The sequence below is a fragment of the Wolbachia endosymbiont of Rhagoletis cingulata genome (genome assembly GCF_048537655.1).
GTDB lineage: Bacteria > Pseudomonadota > Alphaproteobacteria > Rickettsiales > Anaplasmataceae > Wolbachia > Wolbachia pipientis.
Genome location: NZ_CP175927.1, coordinates 192435 through 213183, shown reverse-complemented (window position 1 = coordinate 213183; position 20749 = coordinate 192435). Strand labels below are relative to the sequence as shown.

At 34.7% G+C, this 20749-nt stretch carries 18 protein-coding genes and 2 tRNA genes; 16 read left to right on the top strand and 4 right to left on the bottom strand.

Features of this window, described 5'->3' with window-relative positions; genetic code table 11:
• The first annotated feature begins 312 nt into the window (after nucleotides 1-312).
• The 6 genes from ACJZL3_RS00975 (at nucleotide 313) to dapA (ending at nucleotide 4713) form a co-directional block, all read left to right on the top strand.
• Complete coding sequence (locus ACJZL3_RS00975) at nucleotides 313-1752, top strand: hypothetical protein (RefSeq protein WP_419198818.1); 1440 nt, start codon at nucleotides 313-315, stop codon at nucleotides 1750-1752.
• 4 nt (nucleotides 1753-1756) lie between these two features.
• Nucleotides 1757-2365 (top strand): hypothetical protein, encoded by a 609-nt coding sequence (locus tag ACJZL3_RS00970; RefSeq protein ID WP_419198817.1) that lies wholly within the window; start codon nucleotides 1757-1759, stop codon nucleotides 2363-2365.
• Between the two features lie 4 nt (nucleotides 2366-2369).
• The gene (locus ACJZL3_RS00965) at nucleotides 2370-3185 is read left to right on the top strand and encodes a hypothetical protein (RefSeq protein ID WP_010082449.1); all 816 of its coding nucleotides are present in this window, start codon (nucleotides 2370-2372) and stop codon (nucleotides 3183-3185) included.
• Nucleotides 3186-3198: 13 nt separating this feature from the next.
• Nucleotides 3199-3272 (top strand) — tRNA-Arg (locus ACJZL3_RS00960).
• A gap of 67 nt (nucleotides 3273-3339) precedes the next feature.
• A complete protein-coding gene (ssb, locus tag ACJZL3_RS00955) occupies nucleotides 3340-3822 on the top strand; it encodes a single-stranded DNA-binding protein (protein WP_010082448.1) in 483 nt (160 codons plus the stop codon).
• Nucleotides 3823-3831: 9 nt separating this feature from the next.
• Nucleotides 3832-4713, top strand: coding sequence for a 4-hydroxy-tetrahydrodipicolinate synthase (dapA, locus tag ACJZL3_RS00950; RefSeq protein WP_419198816.1), 882 nt, complete (start codon nucleotides 3832-3834; stop codon nucleotides 4711-4713).
• A 38-nt stretch (nucleotides 4714-4751) separates the two neighbouring features.
• Here the strand turns inward: dapA and ligA are convergent, their stop codons facing one another.
• On the bottom strand, nucleotides 4752-6740 hold the full coding sequence (gene ligA, locus ACJZL3_RS00945; protein ID WP_182282646.1) for an NAD-dependent DNA ligase LigA: 1989 nt from the start codon (nucleotides 6738-6740) through the stop codon (nucleotides 4752-4754).
• Between the two features lie 214 nt (nucleotides 6741-6954).
• On the opposite strand from ligA, the gene gltX reads away from it, so the two are divergent.
• The 9 genes from gltX (at nucleotide 6955) to ACJZL3_RS00900 (ending at nucleotide 15949) form a co-directional block, all read left to right on the top strand.
• Complete coding sequence (gltX, locus tag ACJZL3_RS00940) at nucleotides 6955-8277, top strand: glutamate--tRNA ligase (RefSeq protein WP_010962828.1); 1323 nt, start codon at nucleotides 6955-6957, stop codon at nucleotides 8275-8277.
• Nucleotides 8278-9129: 852 nt separating this feature from the next.
• A complete protein-coding gene (gene dnaE / locus ACJZL3_RS00935; protein ID WP_182282684.1) occupies nucleotides 9130-12459 on the top strand; it encodes a DNA polymerase III subunit alpha in 3330 nt (1109 codons plus the stop codon).
• 48 nt (nucleotides 12460-12507) lie between these two features.
• Entirely contained in the window at nucleotides 12508-13281 is a 774-nt protein-coding gene (locus tag ACJZL3_RS00930; RefSeq protein WP_010082465.1) for a 30S ribosomal protein S6, read from the top strand.
• Nucleotides 13281-13556, top strand: coding sequence for a 30S ribosomal protein S18 (rpsR, locus tag ACJZL3_RS00925; protein ID WP_007548890.1), 276 nt, complete (start codon nucleotides 13281-13283; stop codon nucleotides 13554-13556). The genes ACJZL3_RS00930 and rpsR overlap by 1 nt, the downstream gene beginning before the upstream one ends.
• A gap of 7 nt (nucleotides 13557-13563) precedes the next feature.
• Nucleotides 13564-14118: a 50S ribosomal protein L9 gene (rplI, locus tag ACJZL3_RS00920; protein WP_006279792.1), complete on the top strand. Its 555-nt coding sequence runs from the start codon at nucleotides 13564-13566 to the stop codon at nucleotides 14116-14118.
• 33 nt (nucleotides 14119-14151) lie between these two features.
• Complete coding sequence (locus ACJZL3_RS00915) at nucleotides 14152-14358, top strand: hypothetical protein (protein ID WP_244226838.1); 207 nt, start codon at nucleotides 14152-14154, stop codon at nucleotides 14356-14358.
• Nucleotides 14355-14588: a hypothetical protein gene (locus ACJZL3_RS00910; protein ID WP_138344574.1), complete on the top strand. Its 234-nt coding sequence runs from the start codon at nucleotides 14355-14357 to the stop codon at nucleotides 14586-14588. Before ACJZL3_RS00915 ends, ACJZL3_RS00910 begins: the two co-directional genes overlap by 4 nt.
• Nucleotides 14585-15877, top strand: coding sequence for an adenylosuccinate lyase (gene purB, locus ACJZL3_RS00905; RefSeq protein WP_010962833.1), 1293 nt, complete (start codon nucleotides 14585-14587; stop codon nucleotides 15875-15877). The genes ACJZL3_RS00910 and purB overlap by 4 nt, the downstream gene beginning before the upstream one ends.
• Nucleotides 15877-15949: transfer RNA gene (locus tag ACJZL3_RS00900), tRNA-Met, on the top strand. The genes purB and ACJZL3_RS00900 overlap by 1 nt, the downstream gene beginning before the upstream one ends.
• A gap of 170 nt (nucleotides 15950-16119) precedes the next feature.
• Here ACJZL3_RS00900 and ACJZL3_RS00895 read toward each other — a convergent pair.
• Entirely contained in the window at nucleotides 16120-17376 is a 1257-nt protein-coding gene (locus ACJZL3_RS00895) for an iron-containing alcohol dehydrogenase (protein ID WP_010082501.1), read from the bottom strand.
• Between the two features lie 42 nt (nucleotides 17377-17418).
• Here ACJZL3_RS00895 and dapE point away from each other — a divergent pair, with 42 nt between their 5' ends.
• Nucleotides 17419-18615, top strand: coding sequence for a succinyl-diaminopimelate desuccinylase (dapE, locus tag ACJZL3_RS00890; protein WP_010082500.1), 1197 nt, complete (start codon nucleotides 17419-17421; stop codon nucleotides 18613-18615).
• A 117-nt stretch (nucleotides 18616-18732) separates the two neighbouring features.
• Here dapE and nth read toward each other — a convergent pair whose 3' ends face one another.
• A complete protein-coding gene (gene nth, locus ACJZL3_RS00885) occupies nucleotides 18733-19371 on the bottom strand; it encodes an endonuclease III (RefSeq protein WP_010082499.1) in 639 nt (212 codons plus the stop codon).
• Between the two features lie 30 nt (nucleotides 19372-19401).
• The gene (locus ACJZL3_RS00880) at nucleotides 19402-20697 is read right to left on the bottom strand and encodes a molecular chaperone DnaJ (RefSeq protein WP_208571620.1); all 1296 of its coding nucleotides are present in this window, start codon (nucleotides 20695-20697) and stop codon (nucleotides 19402-19404) included.
• Between the last annotated feature and the right edge of the window lie 52 nt (nucleotides 20698-20749).

Here is a 20749-nt window from a genome sequence, read left to right as displayed (position 1 = left end):
TATATATTTCTTTACCATTAGAAATAATATTACAAGAATAGTAAATAGATTAATAACTCTTATTAATTAAAGTCAATCGGCAGATATAGCTAAAGTGGCTTAGGTTTACCTACAATTTGAAAAACAACAAATTCGTCTTAATGAATTTTCTTAATTTGTTATCTAAATAACTTAATATTAGTGGTAATTTTATAAAAAAATTATAATATAAATAATGTTGCTGCGAAAATTTATAACAATATTTCCCTCTAACGTTTAATGAATTTCAATAAATTGCCTTTTTAATTCTAGATAAGTATATGCTTTGTTAATATGTTTAGTTCAAAATCCAAAAGTAAGTTTATGCTTTCTATTGGAGAAGAAGGCATACTGTTACTATATTTTAAAAATAATACTTTAAATAAAAGGTATTTTGTTAAGGGCAAAAACGATAAAGCAGTTTCCGATTTAATTTCATGTCTTTCGTCAGATAAAAAAGCACCTTTATACCTGGTGCTTAATCATGCAGATCAAAATTACTCGCTACAGTTTATTACAAGGGCAAACAAGATTAGTGCCTATCTATCAGCAAAAACAAAGATGGAGCATTTTTCTCGTAATAATGACATAAGTTCAGTTTTTTTGGTTGAGAAGCCAAACAAATTCAATCAAAACTGGTGCTATCTTCTTGTTTCATCAAAAGCAAAGCATTTAGTAGAATATTGGTTGAATGTGTTTATTGAGATAGGCTCCAACTTTAAGGGAATATTAATGTTTCCTATAGAAATAAGTAATATAACAAAAAAGATTCTACATAAAGATCCTAATAATTGGAAAATTATAGTTGCTGCAACTAAAACGGGAGGCTATAGACAAGTGGTTCTTAAAGAGAATAAAATGGTATTTACGCGCTTAACATCATTTACTAATGATAATTTACCAGGAATTATCGCTGGTGGAATATATCAGGAAGTGCAAGATACTATTCGATCCTTAACTAAGTTTGGGTTTGAAAAAAATAACCCTATCGACCTTTGTATCATAGTGTCAGAAGATATCAAAGCTAGTTTATCAGTCATAAATTTTTCAGAGAACAGTGTGAACATATTAACTCCATATGAGTTAGGCAAACTATTAGGAGCAGAACTAGCTATAAGTGAAAAAGATAACTTTTGCGATACCATAATTTTGTTTCATAGCTTTAAGAATAAATTAGCAGCTATTTTTAATACAAAGGAAACTAAAGAATTTTATCTATTCAATTACCTTTATTTAAACTCTCCTCGAATTTTTCTATACTTCGCCCTGGTTTTAGTTATAACAAACACCCTTTGTTTGCTAAATTTGTATTCAAATTTCAATGTCGCTGATAATTTATCAGCAAAGCAGAACACCTTAAATAACCAATTAACAAAACTTAGCCAAAGCTATAATGTAAAAAAAATAGATGAAATTTATGATTTTATTAATATCAATAATATTTTATCAAAAATAGAATACTCTCCTCTTACACAAGTTAAGTATGTAGAAAAGTTAAAAATACCAGGTATAGAGCTTCGATCATTTGAATGGAATTATAATGAGGCAAAAAGTTATATTACCACAACTTTAAAGTTTAATTTTCAATCCGGTAAAAATATTTCTCATCAATACGAGAAACTACGAAAAAATTTAAACGATAATTTTCGTACCTATGACATTAATATTTCTAGCTTACCTGCTGCTAAAGAGCAAAATCTATCTATTGATGTTGAAATAGGAGAGGCAATGTAGATTAATGACTATCTCTCAATTAAAAAGAAAAGCTACAATTCAGTTTATATCGTATTTGTTATTATCTGTTGGATTAATAGGGTTATTAACATATGTTGTTATCTATAACGAAAAGATTTATAATAAAAACCAAATTGCGATTGATAAAATACGTTCTATTAATTTACAGATTACTGGAATTCAAAAAAAGGAAGTTGTTCTAAATAAAAACCTAGATTTATGGAAAAAAATTTCCTCTTCAAATTTACATAGTAGCAGATACATTGCAAATTTAAATTTCGAGCTTAGCAAGTTATATAAAAAGTACTATATATTAGAACCTGAAATATCAATTTCTATACCCGAAGAAGTTGAGCTCCACAACAAAAGTGAACGCACAAAAGTAATAAAAAGTGAAGTGATCCTAAATTTAAGCTCAATCAGCGATAAGCATATTTTTTTATTTCTACAGTCTATTCCAAGTCTGCCAGGTTATGTTATGATCAAATCTCTTATTTTAAATAAGCAGAGAAATATTGATGCTGCAACTATGAATCAGATTTTGAATGGTAATATGATAGAGATAGTGAGAGCTAATATAGTCTTTGATTGGTATACTATATTAAGTAGATAAGGTGATGAACATAAAGCTGTTTTTTATTTTTACGCTACTCATTTCCAATGTTAATGCATATTGCAGTTGTGAAGATATCATAGAAAGCATAGAAATTTGTAAGGAGTATTCTTGCCGACAATATATTGGCAATGAAGATTTTATTGAGCATAAAATATTAGGATTAAATAGTGGAAATTTATGCGTATATATAGAAAAACAAGGTAATGATGAAATGGTTTGTCATCATTCTCAGTATGGAATGATGATAGAAAAAAGATATTTTGAAAGTATTCTTAAAGTTGGCAATCAAGAAATCGACGATTTTATTGATATAGCAAATTTGCGTGCAAAAGAGTGTTTCTTTATCAACAATCAAAAACTAAGCTATACAGATCGGGACGATATAATAAGAGAAGCAGTGGAAAGTGACTTTGACGTTTTGTCACAATATAGTAACGTAAAAAGCATTTTTTTTGATGAAGAGCCAGTTAATAGAATGGTCAATGAAATGGAAAAGTTCAATTTACGATCTTCAAGAGCTGCAAAAGAGGAGGTATCAGATAATTTCAACGGTAAGGTAGTGAGTTTAGACTCAATTTTATATCTTTCTCCCGATACATGGAAAATATGGGTAAATGGAAAACTGTTTATAAATACTAAGGATTTAAAAGTGCACTCAGTCACTGAAAATTATGTAACTTTTGTATGGACCGTAGATCAAAAAGCAATAAAAAAGCATGCGAATGATTCTCAAAATGTATATTTTGGATATGGGAGTATTATGTTTACGCTTTATCCAAAACAAAAATTTGACTTGGATGGCTTATCTATTAAATAACTTAAATATATATGCGCTTGTAGCTCAGTTGGATAGAGCGTTGCCCTCCGGAGGCAAAGGCCGTGGGTTCGAATCCCTCCAAGCGCACTTTTAATTAAATTTGACAATAGTATTTTCACATAAGATAATAAAAGGATTTATTTAGAGCATAATTATGTCTGGTGGTACCATAAACAAAGTCATACTAGTTGGTAATTTAGGAAAAGATCCTGAAATTAGGACTACACAAAATGGAAAAGAAATGGCAAGTTTTTCAATAGCCACGTCTGAAAGTTGGACTGACAAACTTTCCGGTATGCGCTCTGAAAAGACAGAGTGGCATAATATCGTAATTTTTAGTGAAGGATTAGTAAAAATCGTCAAAGATTTTGCACGTAAAGGCAGTAAAGTTTATGTTGAAGGTTCTTTGAGAACTAGAAAATGGACTGACCAAAACGGTGGTGAAAGATACACAACAGAGGTGGTTCTATATAATTTTAATAGCGCTCTTACTCTCTTGGATTCACGAAATAGTGCGCCAAATTCTGATTACAAGCCAAGTGAATACAAACAAGGTGAAACAGAACAAAAAGATAAACACGAAAGTTTTGACAACGATATAAAAGATGAACTACTCGACGATGAAATACCATTTTAACAATTTAAATTGAAATCTACATTTTTATGGACTGCTTGTGTTACTCCTTTTAATTGCAATGGAGATAGTATAGATTATAGCAGTTTGCAGCGTTTACTGACAATGCAAGTTAAAGCTGAAAATGGCGTAGTGTTGCTGGGTAGCACAGGTGAGAGCCTATCGCTTACTGATTCTGAAAAGCGTACATTAGTTGAATTCGTATGTAAGCTAAAATTAAATACGAAAATTATAATTGGCGTACCAGGAGTGAATCTATATCAGACTCTTGAATGGCTTGATTTTTGCAAGGGTATGCCTATTCATGGCTATCTAATGACAACTCCCATTTATGCAAAGCCCGGAATTATGGGGCAGACTTTATGGTTTGAAAAGCTGCTTGAGAAAGCACATGTGCCGGTTATGTTTTACAATATTCCATCAAGAGCAGGAATAAATCTTCACGCTGAAACTGTACGCAACTTATCCAGCCACAAAAAATTTTGGGCTATCAAAGATTCAAGTGGCACTGTTGATACTTTAGCTCAGTATAAGAAAGTTGCACCAAATATTGAGGTCTTTTGTGGAGATGATAATATGATATCCGATATGGCCGCTTATGGTGCGGCTGGCCTGGTTTCCGTTGCTTCCAATGTTTGGCCATATGTAGCACATGAATATGTTAAGAAGTGCCTCAATGGCAGGAACCCTCAGGCAGATATCTGGCAACAGGCTTGCGAAGCCCTATTTATTGCCAGCAACCCAATACCCACTAAAGCACTTTTGCATGATATTGGGCTCATAGAACATCAAACTGTCCGCCTACCGCTCAGCACAGAAGACTTGCCTTCTGTTGAAAAATTGAGGCAAGTCAATAAAATGATTCTTGGATGGAAAGAATTGGCTACTCTCTAAATAGTCTTGCAACTTTGATTTAATATACAATCCAAGTTTCATTTGAACACTCCCAAACTTATCACTTTATGCCACTGGTCTTCATCTAAAATTTCTACACCTAATTCCACTGCCTTTTTATATTTGGATCCTGGTTTTTCTCCTGCAATTAGGTAGTCAGTTTTAGCAGAAAGATGTGAGCTGACCTTTGCTCCCAGAGTTTTGGCTCTTACTTTTGCCTCTCCTCTACTCATAGCAAGTAGCTTACCAGTAAACACTATAATTTTATTATTTAAAACAGAGTTACTAGAGTTGGAGCTCACAGGAAGAATTTGAAGACAAGCAGTAAGATCATTTAACATTTTGATGTTATGTTCCTTAGAAAAAAATGATTCCAAAGATTCAGCCCCTTTTTTTCCTATGCCATCTATACCTACTAGCTCAGTATTATCTAATGACAGTTCAATCATCGAATTATACCAGTTATTATAAGAAACATAATAATCTGCAAGCAATTCTGCTGCAACTTGGCCAATAAATCTAATACCTAAAGAAAATATAAACCTATCTAGAGTTATTACCCTTCTGCTTTGTATAGAATTTAACAAATTAGCTATAGATTTCTCGCCCCAACCAGACTGTTCTTCCAGATTAAATTCATCCAATCTTTCTTCTAAAGTAAAAATATCATGGATTTGTTTTATCAGACCAAGGTCGTAAAAAAACTCTATCTGCTTATCACCAAGGCCAACAATGTCAAATGCATCTTTCGATACAAAATGCTTTAGTTTTTCTATCATTTGAGCTTTACAGGCAAATTCCTCAGGACATCTTACTGCTGCCTCTCCCTCAACCTGACGTACTTTACTACCACATTCAGGGCATACTTCAGGAAACACAAATTCAGGTGTATTTGGAAGACGAGAATCTCTGCTTACTTCAACGATCTGGGGAATTACATCACCTGCCCTTTTGATTGTTACAATATCTCCCTCTCTTATGTCTTTACGTTTTATCTCATCTTGGTTATGCAGACTTGCTCTACTAACTAGCACCCCACCAACATTGACTGGCACTAAATCTGCAACTGGAGTTAAAACCCCTGTTCTGCCCACCTGTATAAATATCTTGTTTAACTTTGTTTTTGCATAAACCGCAGAAAACTTGTATGCAAGTGCTGAGCGCGGTGCTTTGTGAGTATTCCCTAGACGATTTTGTAGTACCAAATCATTTACTTTATAGACTATTCCATCAATATCATAATCCAAGTTATAGCGACAGTTATAGACTTCATTATAGAACTTCAGCATTCCATCTAAACTACTCGTTAAGGACTGATGCTCATTTACGCAAAAACCAAGTGCCTCAAGCTTATTTAGTACCTCACTTTGACTTTTCTCTGCTCCACCAATCAAAGAATAAGCAAAATATCTAAGAGGTCTGCTTGCTGTAATGTTTGCATCCAATTGCTTTAGAGAACCAGCGGCTGCATTTCGAGGATTGGCAAATTCATCGTTTTCATTTAACTTTAAAAAGTCGCTGTTACTGATGTATATTTCACCTCTTACTTCTAGTCTTCCTTGCACACCTTGCAAAAACTTAGGAAAGCCTTTTATTGTTGCGACATTGTGAGTGACATCTTCCCCTACAAAACCATCACCTCGAGTTGCAGCTTTAACAAATCTTCCATCCTCATAAATTGCAGAAAACGACAACCCATCAATTTTTGGTTCACATAATATCTCTATTTTGTCCTCAATTAAAAACCTCTTTATTTTAGACAAAAATTTCTCTACACCTTGTTCATCATAAGCATTCTCAAGGGAAAGCATAGGTTCTTGATGTTCCACCTTAGAAAACCTCTCATCAGGTGAAGCACCAACACTATCTTGTGTTGCATAAATTTCTGGCTCTATTTCAGCTAACTTTTTCTTCAGTTCATCATATTCAGCATCACTTATTTCTGGCTTATTTTTTTGGTGATACAAAACATTATGATAATTTATTTGATCTTGCAGTTTTTCTCTCATCTTTTCTAAGTTAGTCATGATACCAATATAATGCTACATTAGCCTTTGTCGTCAAGCTGTGAATTTTCTTGAATTTATCATATGGTCTTAATCCATCAAATATCAAAGGTGCCACAATGCTATAGCCATACTTATTCTTCTCTTGCTCAATTGTATTAGCAGATCTCGCTTGCTCTAGCCATATATTTATATAAAATTAAAATAAATTAGAGTAAACAATATTGCTATTTAAATGCTAACAAGATTCGCTCCAAGCCCAACTGGCTACCTCCACGTAGGAAACGTACGAACTGCCTTGGTTTGTTGGATGTACACACGCAATCAAAACGGAAAATTTTTACTCCGTTTTGATGATACTGACCTTCAGCGTTCAGATGTCAAATATATAAATGATATCATAGAAGACCTAAAATGGATTGGCATAGATTGGGATGCAAGTTTTAAGCAATCAGAGCGCTTTGAGCGTTACAATGAGGTGTTTTTGCAGTTAATAAAAGAAGGGCATATTTATGCATGCTATGAAACAAGAGAAGAGTTAGACATTAAACGAAAATTGCAGTTAAAACAAGGATTTCCCCCGGTATATGACAGAAGCGCGTTACTTCTAACTGAGCAAGAGAAAATTCGTTATGAGCAAGAAGGACGAAGACCACATTTTAGATTTAAATTGGATAGAAATGAAGTTGTAAAATGGAATGATGAAGTTAAAGGTGAAATAAATATTGCAACCAGTAGCGTCAGCGACCCTGTGGTAAAAAGAGAAGATGGAATTTACACATACATGTTACCTTCTGTTACTGATGATGTTGACTTTAATGTAACTCATATTGTACGCGGGGAAGATCATGTAACTAATACCGCAGTGCAAATCCAAATGATTAAAGCATTAAAAGCGAAAATCCCTACATTTGCTCACCTGCCTTTGCTACATTTTGATGATAGCAAGATATCGAAACGGAAAGGCGGGCTGGATATCAAATCTATAAAAGAAGATGAAATTGAACCGATGGCACTAGTTAGTTATTTAGTGAAGCTTGGAACATCCAATCCAATTGAAGCTTGCGCCTGTATGCAATCTTTGATTGATTCATTTGACATTAAAAAATTTAGCTCAGCATCTGCACAATTCAGCTTGAGTGAAATGTATAAGCTAAATAGCAAAGTGCTGCAACAAATGCTATTTGAAATGGTGCAAGACCGTTTAAATCAAATTGGAGTGGGCTCCTCAGAGTTTTGGTATTTTATAAGGAACAATATAGAAAGGTTTTCTGAGGTGGCCAAGTGGTGGAAAATATGCAAATCTGATATAGAGCCTGTGATTCTTGATAAGGAGCTTATAAAAATTGCGTTCAATGCATTGCCCCAAGGTGATTGTAATGAAAACACGTTGTCAGAATGGGTCAAAACTATTCGACAAACAGTGGATATAAAGGCAAAAAACCTATTTACGCAGTTGCGTTCAGCTTTAACAGGAACAGAAACAGGACCAGAGCTCGCTAAACTATTAATTTTTATCGGCAAAGAAAATATCATTGCAAGGTTAAAAGAAAAGTGAAAACTAAAGAATTATAGCTAATGCAATCCCTACGTCATACCGCGATTCATTCGCGGTATCTCTTAGCCGCTAACAAGAGATCCCGCTAACAAGTAGCGGGATGACGGTTGTCAGGGTGTCATCCAAGTAGCCTCTTTCTTGTTATCCCAGTGCCCAGACACTGGGATGACAAAAAAAGGAGCACTGGAATGACAGCAATCTACGTCATACCGCGATTCATTCGCGGTATCTCAGCCGCTAACAAGAGATCCCGCTAACAAGCAGCGGGATGACGGTTGTCGTTTAGCCATAAACATTAAGAAATTTACCAAATGAAAAAAAAGGCAAAAGAAGCCCCGTGGTTATTATCCGCTTTAAAATATTGGCGTTTTTTATGTTTTAAACGCTTGACAAGCGAGATTCAGCCGCTTTTAATTGCAACTAACTTACGCTGCAAATGTTTAAGAAATTTACTAAGCAGAAAAAAAGACAAAGAATCCCCGAGTTAGCTAGTCTTTTACTATCTCTGTCGAGTATTGGCATTTTTTGATGTCTTGTAACGCTTTATAAGCGCGTTCAGCTTATTTAGATAAAAATCTAGATGTAGATGAAGTTTTGTAAAGACATACAGTATCTATATACTGCAAAAAATTGAACATAAGACGCCGATACATTAAGTAATCCTTACCTTTTAATCTGCAGATTGGCGAAAGCAAATACAATAGCTTCACTATCATGATAAGGGAGCTGGCGGAGTTTGTCAAGTAAGTTTTTGTATTTTAATTTTAGAATTTTATAGGCTTTTGTTCTCATGAAAATTATGTTCTCATGAGTAAATTAATGTTATCCTTTTTTGTTGATCTAAAGTTTTTTATGTTCATACACTTGCGTGTTCATAGTGTTTATTCGCTGCTTGAAAGCTCGGTTAAAATTGAGGAGCTGATCGGCCTTTGTTTGCGAAATAAAATGCCAGCGGTTGCAATTACTGATTCAGGTAACTTGTTTGGCTCACTTGAATTTGCAGAATATGCGGCAAGTAGGGGAATACAGCTAATAATAGGATGCAATATTATAGTTAAACATTCAGAACAAAATTTACCTATATTATTGCTTGCAAAAAATGAGCAAGGGTACACTAATTTAGTCACTTTGGTGAGTGAGTCTTTTAGAAAGCGCAAGAATAACAGCGATATTCCTTACGTTGATTTTGATGAGCTATTGAATTTAAGTACGGGTCTGATCGCTTTAACCGGTGGATGTTTGGCTCAACTATTGTTGGGGCAAGATAAAGAAACGGTTGAAAAACTGCTTTCAGCATTTAATGGTCATTTATATGTTGAATTGCAGCGTCATGGGCTGAATAAAGAGCTAGAGCTTGAAGAAGCTTTGATAGACTTTGCTTATCAGCGCAATATACCACTAGTTGCAACGAACGATGTGTTTTTTCCAAATAGGTCTGACTATGAGGCTTATGATATATTAACGTGTATATCGGAGGGGAGTTATGCCCTGGAGAATAACAGAAAGAAGTTAACTACCGAGCATTACTTCAAGTCTGTGGCAGAAATGGAGGAGCTGTTCAGCGACATTCCCGAAGCAATTCATAACACTTTAGTGATAGCTAAGCGGTGCTCTTACATGCCAAGAAGCAGGCAGCCTATTTTGCCTAAATTTCCTTGTCGAGAAAATAAAACTGAGAATGAAGAACTGAGGGAGCAGGCAGTTGCAGGATTAGAATTCCGTATTGCGAATGAGACAGACATAGACCTTAAACAATACTACGATCGGCTGAATTACGAACTGAGTGTGATAACTTCGATGAACTACGCTGGCTACTTTTTGATAGTTTCTGATTTCATTCGTTGGAGCAAAGCAAATGGCATTCCAGTTGGTCCAGGAAGAGGCTCTGGTGCTGGATCAATTGTTGCTTGGGGCTTGCAGATTACAGACCTTGATCCAATAAAGTTTGGCCTAATATTTGAAAGATTTTTGAATCCTGATCGTGTATCGATGCCTGACTTTGATATCGATTTCTGCCAAGAGAAAAGGGACCTGGTTATTGATTATGTTCAGAAAAAGTACGGTTATGTTGCTCAAATAATCACTTTTGGTAAATTGCAGGCAAGGGCAGTATTGCGTGATGTTGGTAGAGTATTGCAAATGCCTTACTCTCAAGTGGATAAAATATCTAAAATGGTTCCATTTAATCCAGTAAATCCTGTAACTTTATCACAAGCGATAGAGTTTGATCAAAACCTGCAGAAAGAGCGGGATAGTGATGAGGTAATTGCAAAGCTTCTTGATATATCGCTAAGGCTCGAAGGAATATATCGTCACGTTTCAACTCATGCTGCTGGAATTGTAATATGTGATCAAAAGTTGGAAAATTTTGTTCCTGTGTACTATGATCCAAATTCGGCTTTGCCAATCACTCAATACAGCATGAAATATGTGGAGAAAGCTGGGCTAATAAAATTTGATTTTCTTGGGCTTGGTACGCTAACGCTAATAGATCATGTATGTCGTTTAATTAATCGTGATGGAAAAAAGATTGATATTTCTTCAGTTCCTTTAAATGACCAAAAAACCTATGAGATACTCTCAAGCGGTGATTCAATTGGAGTGTTTCAGCTTGAAAGTTCGGGAATGAGAGAAGCTTTAATTAAACTAAAACCGGACTGCATTGAAGATATTATCGCTTTAATTTCCCTTTATCGTCCAGGACCTATGGATAACATTCCAACTTATGTTGCAAGAAAACACGGACTTGAAAAGCCAGATTATATTCATCCGTTACTTGAGGAAGTATTAAAAGAGACATTTGGGGTAATAATTTACCAAGAACAAGTGATGGAAATAGCCCGTATTCTTTCCGGGTATAGCTTAGCGGAAGCAGATTTGCTGAGACGTGCTATGGGTAAGAAAATCAAGGAAGAGATGGATAAACAACGTGAACTTTTCATCCAAGGGGCAACGAAGAATGGCGTTGATTACGACAGGGCAAGTTATATCTTTGACCTTGTTGCAAAATTTGCTGGTTATGGGTTCAATAAATCTCATGCTGCAGCATATGCGGTGATATCTTATCAAACGGCTTACCTTAAAGCTAATTATCCATTAGAATTTTTTACAGCACTAATGAATCTGAATATTGATGATAGAGATAAACTGAATTTATTTTATCATGCAGCAAAGTTTAGTGGCGTTACCGTTCTTTCACCTGATATAAACAAGTCTCAAGCTGAATTCTCAATAGAGGATGAACGCATACGTTATGGTATTGCTGCCTTGAGGAATGTTGGTTTTTCTATAGCGGAAGGAATAGTGAACGTACGTTCAAGCGCTTGTAAGGACATATGGGAATTCATTCAAAATTCAGGTCATATAATAAATAAGAGAGCGCTAGAAAGCCTGATTAAATCCGGAGCATTCGATAGCGTGCATAAGAACAGAAAGCAGCTATATGAGTCAATGGACACGCTGATTTACTTTGCAAATAAAAACAAACAGGATAGAGAATCAAGTCAAGCTGCTTTGTTTGGTAGTCTTGATGTCCTCAAACCGAAACTTGAGAATGTGGAAGATTTTGATGAAGAGGAAAAATTAGAACATGAGTTATTTTCACTAGGATTTTATTTAACTAATCATCCGCTTGAAAAATTTAGAACTCTTCTGGAAAAGTTAAATATTGGGTTTATCGGAGAAAATAGAACAGCAAAAACTGCTGGGGTAATATTAAATGCACGTATGAGAACTTCAGAGCGTGGAAGGTTTGTTATCCTCACACTTTCTGATCCCCATAACGTTTCTGAAATAGCATTCTATAATAATGAAATAATAGAAGAAAAAAGAGATTTATTTTCACCAGGAACATTTGTGATAATTGATCTTGAAGCTTCGGAAAATACAACAAGATTAGCAGGCAAGGATATATCTGAGTTTACAAAAAGAGTCACTTCTACAATAAAAGAATTAGTTCTCACCACTGAGTGCACGGATTCGCAAAAAGCCGCTATGGAATTAAACACAATATTGAAAGATGAAGGCAGAACCAAAATAATGCTAAAACTTCTTCTCGAAAAACATAAAGTGAGCATCTTATTACCAGGTGCATACTCAATTGCTCCTCAAGTAATTTATGAAATATCTAATTTAAGCTGGATTAAAGGCGTAGAAATTAATACAAATAACTTGCTTATATAAAAAAGCTTTATATAATGAAGTATTTAATCGGTATTAAAGGAAGATATAGTGAATCTTTATGAATTTACTTTTATAGCACAACAAGGATTGTTACAGCAAGAAGTAGAGGAGATGGTCCAAGAGCTAGCTGTTTCATTGAAAAATATTAAAGCAGATATTATGTTCCAGCAAATCAGGGATATTCTGAAAAAAGGAAATGACAAGCTTACAAAACAAGAGTTAGAAGTGCGTGCTGAGGACATTAAAGAAAGTCTAGTTGCTTACTCTGATTTCTTGGAAGATCTTACAAAAATTTTATGGGTTGAATTAGAAGAAGATCTTTCAAATTTGAAAGAAGTGAAGTCAAAAATCGATAAAGAGTTGAAAGATGACCTAAAAGATTTAGGAATAACGCAAGATTTTACAAAATTTCTAGGAGGCAGTACTAAAAGTGCGTTTATCCATAACGCAGTAAATGCTTTGAAGAGAAATATTTCAGAACATCTAATAAAGATTTTTCAAGATATTTTGAAAGATTTTAGAATAAACGGTCCAACTCAATCGAGCAAAGCGTTGGAAATGCTTTTGAAAAACATTGAAGCATCAGGATTAATCAAGTATGAACATTGGGGTCTTTTGGATTTTGCATATCACAAAAATAAAATGAAGAGCGGTCATTATTGTATAATGTGCATAAGTTCTACTGCAAGCATTCTGGATGAATTTATGCGTAGAATGAAACTTAATGAGAACGTTATTCGCCACTTTCCTGTGCAGGTTGATAAAATTTTTGAAGGTAAATCTCATATGATGAATAAACAAATTGAGGAGCAAAGCGCATAATGATGAAAAGACGAAATAGTTTTAATAATTCTTACGTATCTGTAAATAATAGGACTGGCTTTAGGCGTTCTAAAGTTTGCCCTCTTGCTGCGTCTAAAGATGAAGACATAGATTATAAGAATATAGATTTATTATCCAAGTTTACCTCTGACTATGGTAGGATATTACCTAGAAGATTAACAGGCGTATGTGCAAAAAAACAAAGGAAGTTACGCTTAGCGATCATAAGGGCACGTTTTTTAGCTCTTATTCCTTACTGTACTAAAAAAGTTTAGGTAATTTATGTTGATAATTTTAAAGGAAAATATAAGGACTTTAGGTAAGCTTGGTGAAGTTGTCAAAGTTAAACCAGGTTATGCACGTAATTTTCTTTTTCCACAAAGAAAAGCGGTGAAAGCTACCAAGGAAAATTTAACAAAGCTAGAGGAGCAACGTTTATTACTGGAAGAAGAGAATATAAAAAGATTAAATGTAGCAAAAGAGCTTGCGTTGTCACTACATGATAAGTTTGTGGTATTAATAAAGCAAGCTTCAGAGGATGGTAAAATTTTTGGTTCTGTAACAACACGTGAAATTGCGAAAATTTTACTACAAGAAGGACATGTGATAGATCACCGTAGTTTATCTTTTGGTGGAGTAAGCATCAAAAACTTGGGTGAATACCAAGTAAACGTAGAATTACATAGTGAAGTAGTAGTACCAATTACTATATACGTCGTGAAATCCGAAACAGATGCAAATGAGCTAAGGCAAGTAAAATTGCAAAATCAGAAGTCTGAGCAACAAGAGGCAGAGCAAGATGCGAATAAAGAAGCTACTGATGGTGATGATAGCTGATCAAAGATGATCCCTTGTTATAGTCGTAAAGAAATGTCTGCCATGGCTAAGCTGGTGTCATCCCAGTGCTTCCCTCATGTCATCCCAGTGCGTGACACTGGGATCCAGTTTATTTCATCATGGACATTATTTTATGCTTCTAGAATCCGTTGTCCATTGAATAATTTGCAAATACTTTTATACCTGGATTCCAGTGTCACGCACTGGAATGACACCATTATTGGAGTAAATCAAAAATGATCCCACGCTATAGCCGTAAAGAAATTTCTGCCATGGCTAAGCTGGTGTCATCCCAGTGCTTCCCTCATGTCATCCCAGTGCGTGACACTGGGATCCAGTTTATTTCATCATGGACATTATTTTATGCTTCTAGAATCCGTTGTCCATTGAATAATTTGCAAATACTTTTATATCTGGATTCCAGTGTCACGCACTGGAATGACACCATTATTGGAATAAATCAAAAATGATTCCCCGCTATAGCAGAAAAGAAATGTCTTCCATTTGGGAGGAAAATAATAAATTTAATATATGGCTTAAAATAGAAAAATTAGCGTGTGAAGCTCAAGCAAAGTTAGGAGTGATTCCGAATAATATTGCTGAGAACCTCTCTGGTGCTATTGAATTTGATGTTGAATGTATCAACGAAATTGAATCCATTGTAAAACATGATGTTATAGCTTTTCTGACATATATTGCTAAAAAAGCGGGAGTTGATGTTCGTTATCTTCATTATGGAATGACAAGTTCTGATGTTTTGGATACATGCCTTGCGGTGCAACTGAAAGAGTCCTGTGATATTTTGCTCGAGAATCTAAAAAATTTACTTGCAGCATTGAAAAAAAAAGCTGAGGACTATAAAGATATTGTTTGTGTTGGACGCAGTCACGGAATGCATGCAGAACCAACAACTCTTGGAATAAAATTTGCCAGATTTTATGCTGAATTTAAACGCAATTATCAGAGATTAATTAGCGCGCAAAAAGAGATCTCAATTTGTAAAATATCAGGTGCAGTAGGCAATTTTGCAAATGTTGATCCGTTTGTTGAAGAATATGTAGCGAAAGAAATGGGACTCATACCTGAAACCATATCATCTCAAATCATTCCTCGTGATAGACATGCCATGTTCTTTTCAGTTTTGGGAGTAATTGCAAGTTCAATAGAAAATGTTGCTGTTGAAATTCGTCATTTGCAAAGAACTGAAATCGGCGAAATTTCTGAGCATTTTTCCACTGGGCAGAAGGGAAGCTCTGCTATGCCACACAAATGTAATCCTATTTTAAGTGAAAATCTGACTGGACTCTCACGTTTAATACGCAGTTATGTTTTTCCTGCGTTAGAAAATGTTGCATTGTGGCACGAACGTGATATATCACACTCGTCTGTGGAAAGATGCATTGCTCCTGATGCTTGTATAACAATGGATTTTGCTTTAGTGCGATTAACAGATTTGATAGATAAATTGGTGATCAATAAGGAAAACATTGAAAAGAACTTAAATTCTTCAAAAGGTTTAGTTTTCTCACAGCGTGTATTGCTTGAGTTAGTAAATAGTGGTTTGGCGAGGGAAGAGGCGTATAAAATTGTTCAGAGCAATGCAATGAAAGTGAAACAAAACAACAGTGATTTTCTGGCCGAATTGAAACAAGATAAACCCTTACTTAAGGTTATTAACTCGGAAAAACTTGAATCTTTGTTTGATTTGAAGTATTATACGAAACATATAGATCGTGTGTATAATAAGGTTTTTAATTAGGCTGAGTAGCTCAGTTGGTAGAGCAGGAGGATCATAATCTCTTGGTCGGGGGTTCAAGTCCCTCCTCAGCCACTCGAACTAAACTATGTTTAGCAAAGCAGTGCTATTGGTGAAACCCAGTGTCAGTTACTTGGAATGAGTTGTATATCCACTCAGGTGAGGAGACAATGGATAAGAGATTGTGAAAAGGGTTTAGCTTTTGGCCTATGATCTCTTTAAATGACAGAATTTCACTACAAAACTTAACTTTCTTCTATGCAGTTAGCTAAGTCAAGAAAGGTGAATCTATCTCTTGTTGTAAACGCAAGATCGACCACTTTACAATATTGTTCTTTATTCCAACTGAGGTGCTCTGGTAAGTGTGGAATTGATAGATCTTCAAATATTTTTTGCAGGTGTTTTGCAGGTAGTAAATTTTGCTTAATTAAACTGGAAATATTATGCCATTCTTTACAAATAATCTCTTGGATTTTTTGCTGCATAATTTGCTTCTGTTCAAAAGTTCTTACAAATTCGATATTATCAAAGTACTGAGTTATATGTTTTACATCTAAAGTGGTCGGTTTGATAATCGGGTTTTGTATTGATAATATCTTTTCCTGTAAATTAGCCATAGTAATCGTTGTGACAGCAATTTTTTCACCATGTAGTGAGGAATAATCTTTTGTTACCATTTCCATTGCGTGAGCTATCATATGCTCTCCTTGGCTTGCAGAATAGCTGCCTTTTGACATCACCATTCCAAGTCCTGAAATTAGTAGAACTTCCATAAGTAATAGGACCTCTTTTCCACTTCTTTTAGTAAGCGCCGTATATTCTCTTAGCAAAATTTGCTCCAAATCGTGAACAAGTGTAAAAGGTAATTCATTGTATTCTGTGCTAAGCAACAAATGAGATAGTAGCCAGTCAGCCTGAACTGTTGAACGACAAATGAAATCTGCAAATCCGCTTAATGTGAGGCGCAGTGGCGCATTGGCAAGTATGTCTATATCTATATATATTGCTCTTGGAAGATGTGCTTTGAACGATTTTTTATATCCATTTACTAATATTGAAGCATTTGCGGATGTATATCCATTCATAGAAGCGGCTGTTGGAAAGGATATATAATCTTTTTTCTCGAGGTAGCTTGCATATTTGCAGATATCGTTAACGGTGCCGCTACCAAATGCAACTATTAAGTCACTGTCTTTTACTTTGTTTCTCACTAGATTTACGGTTTCAAGAGAGGCAGCTCTGCTTGGTGTCATTTCTCTACTTGATGTCATCCCAGCGCGTGACACTGGAATGGCAGGTGGGGTTGGAATAATTAAATGAGAAATTTTATTAAATACGTTTTTGTTTAAAAGTTTTGCTGTATTTTCATCTGCAACTAGAAAGATGTCATTTCCGTGTTGTGTGCATATTTCATAGATATCATCAGCAAGGTGGTAATCTGTTATTACTTCCCTTAGAAAAGTTTGTTCGGTTTGATGTAATATTTGTTTTAAATAGTGCATAGAGTGTTTACAATATAGCAGTATAAGTATTTTAAGATTGACATGAAAATTGACCCTGTAGAGCTAACTAGGAAATTGATCTCTTTTGAGAGTATAACACCAGAAGACAGCGGGGCAATAGAGTATATAGCAACAATCTTCAAGAAGAGCGGCTTTGATTGTGAGATTTTAGAATTTGGTGATAAAGTTAAAAATCTTTATGCGAAATATATAAATGGAGTACCAAATTTGTGCTTTGCTGGGCACGTTGATGTTGTACCACCGGGTCAGTTAAAAGATTGGGCATTTGGTCCATTTAAACCAGAAGTGAGGGATGGAATGCTATATGGAAGAGGGGCCGCTGATATGAAAAGCGGAGTAGCTGCATTTATTGCTGCTATGGTAAATTTGATTGCAGAGAAGTTTCAATTTAATGGTTCAATAAGTGCATTGATTACCAGTGCTGAAGAAAGCATGGAAGAATATGGAACAAAGGCAGTTTTGGAATGGATGAAAAATAAGCAGAAAAAGATAGATTTTTGTGTGGTTGGCGAACCAACCAGTAGTGAGAAATTAGGTGATACCATAAAAATAGGCAGAAGAGGTTCTGTAACATTTGAATTAATTTGCCATGGAAAACAAGGGCACGTTGCCTACCCAGACCTAGCAGACAATCCAATATATAAGGTAATATCGATATTGAGTAAGGTAAAAAATACTACTTTTGATCATGGTAATAAATATTTTCAGCCTTCACATTGCGAAGTTACTACTATCGATGTTGGAAATAATACTAGCAATCTAATACCTGGCTCAGCAACTACACGTTTTAACATTCGATATAACAATGAACAAACACCGGGTGGCTTATATAAGCTGATTGATGAAATATGCTCCAGTGTAACTAACGATTATAAACTTTCTATGCATAGCAGCAGGGACGTTTTCCTCTCTACTCCCGATAGAAATACTGATATTATGCTTGATGCAATAAGTAAGGTTACCAACATTGATGCTATACTTAGCACAAGTGGTGGCACATCTGACGCTGCGTTTATCAAAGATGTTTGTCCAGTGATTGAATTTGGTATAATCAACAAAACTGCACATCAGATAAACGAATGCGTATCAGTAAACGATATACACAAGTTAACAGCTATATATAAGGAATTTATAGAAAATTATTTCAATCCCACTAATAAAATATTGAATCAGGTCAACGTAGTTAGTAATATATCTAGTGGTCCATTGTTAGCTTAGATGTAATCAGATCTCTTGCATAACTGTTGTCTGAATAACAACTGGTGTCATTCCAGCAAAATGTGTCAAGTAAGTTTTTTCGTTTCTATAGCTACTTGGATGACAAAAGAAGAAATACTAGACTTTATACCTTTTGCACTCAAATTCACATAAATCATGAATTATGCACGTTTCACACGAAGGTTTCTGTGCTTTGCAAACATATCTACCATGCAAAACTAGCCAATGATGAGCATAAAGCAGGTATTTTTTGGGAACCACATTTAAAAGAGATTGCTCTGTTTTAAACACATCTTTTTCTTTCACAAGCCCAATTCTATTGCTCACTCTAAAAACGTGAGTATCAACTGCCAATGTTGGAATGCCAAGCCCCGAATTTAAGAACACATTAGCGCTCTTTCTTCCCACTCCCGGCAAAGACACCAAATCATCGAAATCAGTAGGCACTTTGCTATTGTACCTCTCAATCAATATTTTGCTGAGCCCGATTATATTTTTTGCTTTGGAATTATATAAACCGATACTATTTACACGTTTTTTTAGCTCGTTTTGCCCAAGATTCAGCATTTTTTCTGGCGTATCAGCGATATTAAAAAGTTCTCTTGTAATTTTGTTAACGCTTACATCGGTCGTCCGTGCTGATAAAACTATTGCGACCAGAAGCGTATAATGATTGATATAATTTAGCTCTATTTTTGGTGCAGAATTTGATTCTTGAAACTTTTCAAATATCAATTCTACTTTTTTTGAGTCCATGCATAGAGCTAAAAGCCTATACTACACTGGTTACTGTGCAAATTCAATTCCTTGAGGCTTAGATAGTCCTTCAGTATTAACATCAGACACATTAGTGTTCACTTCATCAAAATTTCTCTCAGCAAATTCGCTTACCACTTCCGCAAAACACTTTTTAATAAGAGGCATAACAATTGGCATTAACAGTTTTCGTGGATCATACCATCCTAACAGGTCAGTTTCCTTTTGTACCCTATCTCTTGGATCCTCTTCTAGTAAATCTTTTGTGTGCTTTTCAGCATATATTTCACAGCCTTTTGAGAAAACAGGAGCTAACATTTCAATTAATACTGCCAATAACAATAGTGAACCAAGTATGGTTCCACCAACAGTTAATCTATTAGCAATGAAATTTGTTGTAAGTAGATAAACAGAAAAAGCAGCTAAAGGATAGTTGATAAGAAGCTTATTGCCTAGCGTGATATAGTTTATTTTACTCATGAATTCATCAGTGGAAATTTCTGAATTTTTATACTTTTTCATATAATAATTTACTAATAAATGAGAGGCATTACCAGCAATGATATTAAATCCTATGATCCACCATGAAAAATAGCAACCTATAGTAACTGTAGTTAATAGAGCTAAAGGCAGAAGACTTATTTTTGGGACAAGCAGTAGAGCATTTTTACGCTCTATAAATTTCAACGCTAATGCTTTCTTATCTTCTTTAACTAGGCTTCTCTTTTCTTCTAGAGGAGTAATATAATTGAATAATTGTATGCTTGGCTTTGTTATATATTGATATAGCTCTTTCATTAATTTTGTACTTTCTACACTCTTCTTAAAATTATCTAAATTTGGATTTTGCAAAATCCTATTTATTTGAGCTTGGAGTTTCATGCATTTTTCTAGATCTTTTTTAAACGAATAGTCATTTCTTTTTAGTATAGAAATCAATCCATCAAAATCTTTACCTACAGCATCTTCCTCTAAACTTATTTTTAGCTTATTAAACAAACTTCTCCTATAGTGAAACTCTCTTGCCGTTAAACGCCCATCACTTTCAGCACCAACACTGACTTTAACACAAGGATTTCCTGACTCTAAAGGTTCAATGTACTTTTTTAGCTCTTGATAAGCTTTATAAATCTGATCAAATCTATTTTTGTCTCCACCTTTGTCAGGATGGTTTACAAGTATCAATTTATTATATTGTTTTTTCAGAAACTTGCTAAGAGCTTGATAATCCTTACCTACAATTTGTTCAGCTTTTATCTCTAGTACGTTAAACAGATCATTATTATCATAAAACTCCTGACCAGTTAACTTAAAATGTTGACTCATTACTACACCTCACATAAATACACGATACTATTAGTATAATATATTTAATGTT